At 73.8% G+C, this 1421-nt stretch carries 2 protein-coding genes; both read right to left on the reverse strand.

Annotation, left to right across the window (positions count from 1 at the left end; all coding sequences use genetic code 11):
* Window positions 1-774, reverse strand: a 774-nt coding sequence (locus P409_RS34270) for a transglycosylase domain-containing protein (RefSeq protein WP_238578845.1), incomplete at its 3' end; no start/stop codon positions are given.
* A gap of 218 nt (window positions 775-992) precedes the next feature.
* Window positions 993-1421: alpha-2-macroglobulin family protein (locus P409_RS39720; RefSeq protein WP_034849309.1), on the reverse strand; the 429-nt coding region annotated here is incomplete at its 5' end.

Below are 1421 nucleotides of genomic sequence, written 5' to 3' on the forward strand. Positions count from 1 at the left end.
GGCCAGCGCCAGCTCCTGCGGGTCGATCACGCCCTGGCGGGCCAGCTCGTCCAGCGCCCGCTGGCCGCGCAGCTTGGCCCGTGCCAGCCCGTCCGGCCGGCGCGGATTCATCAGGCCGGGCGCCTGCGGGATGGCGGACAGCAGGGCGATCTCGGCCCAGCTCAGATCCGCCACCGGCTTATCGAAATACCAGCGCGCGGCATGGGCGATGCCGTGGCTGCCATTGCCGTACGGCACCAGCCGCAGGTAATGCGCCAGCAGCGTCCGCCGGTCGTAGCGCTGGGTCAGCACCAGCGCGGTGCCGGCCTCGACCGCCTTGGACCACAGGTTGCGCGCCGCCGGCTGCTGCATCCGGGCGATCTGCATGGCGATGGTCGAGGCGCCGGACCGCACCCGGCCGCCCTCGACGTTGTGCCACAGCGCCCGGGCGACGGCGCGCGGGTCGACTCCCGGGTGGTCCCAGAAGCGCCGGTCCTCCAGCGCCAGCGTGGCGCGGACGACGCGGTCGGGCAGGGGATCGACGGTCCAGTAGCCGTAATCGACATACCGTTTGCCGTCTGGCGTGCGCTCCTCATGGCCGATCTGGGCCAGGAACGCGCCCTGCCGGTCATAGAGGATCGGGGTTGGCGCCGGCGCCTCCAGATGCGCCCGCTGCGCCACCTGGACGGCGAAGGTGCCGAACACGGCGACGCCGAGGGCGAGCACGGCCCAGCCGATCCGGCGCCCCCAGCGGCGGCGGGGCAGTGGGGGAGGAGGAACCTGCCCGTCCATCATGATACCCTCCCCCTCCCCTTGCGGGAGGGGGGCGGGGGAGGGGGCTGCCTCCGCATGAACCGGTATCGCATCCCGCGAAGGAGCGGGTGGCGCCTTCGGAAAGTCCCCATCCCATCGCGCGCCGACGCGCGCGGACCCCTCCCCCTGCCCCCTCCCGCAAGGGGAGGGGGAGGGGGAGGATGGAATGGGCGAGGCGGGACAAGGTCACCTCACCCGCTTCACGGGCTGACGACGATCCGGGCGCCGGCGCTGGCGCCGTAGACTCCGGCCCGGTACATCATCTCGGCCTCGCCCGGCGGCTGGATGAAGCTGCCCGCCACCTGCGCCCGCAGGCGAAAGCGCAGGGTCAGCGTGCCCTTGTCCAGCCGGTCGTAGAACACCCGCACCTCGTCGTCGCCATAACCGGCATAGCTCGGCGGCACCGACGGCGCGGCCGAAGGCACGGCCTCCGCCGGCGCCGTCGCCAGGTTCGGGTTCAGCGGCTCGAACCCGGCGGCGATCGGCAGGCGCAGGGCGACCTGTGTGCGGGCCTCGGGGTTGACCAGCTCCGCCACCTCCTCGACCACCTCGCCGGCGGCGACATGGATGGCGCCGTCGCCGCCCGGCTCCAGCCGCTCCAGCGGGCCGTCGGCCGGCACGCGGTACAG

It is taken from the genome of Inquilinus limosus MP06, from assembly GCF_000767795.1.
Classification (GTDB): domain Bacteria; phylum Pseudomonadota; class Alphaproteobacteria; order DSM-16000; family Inquilinaceae; genus Inquilinus; species Inquilinus limosus_E.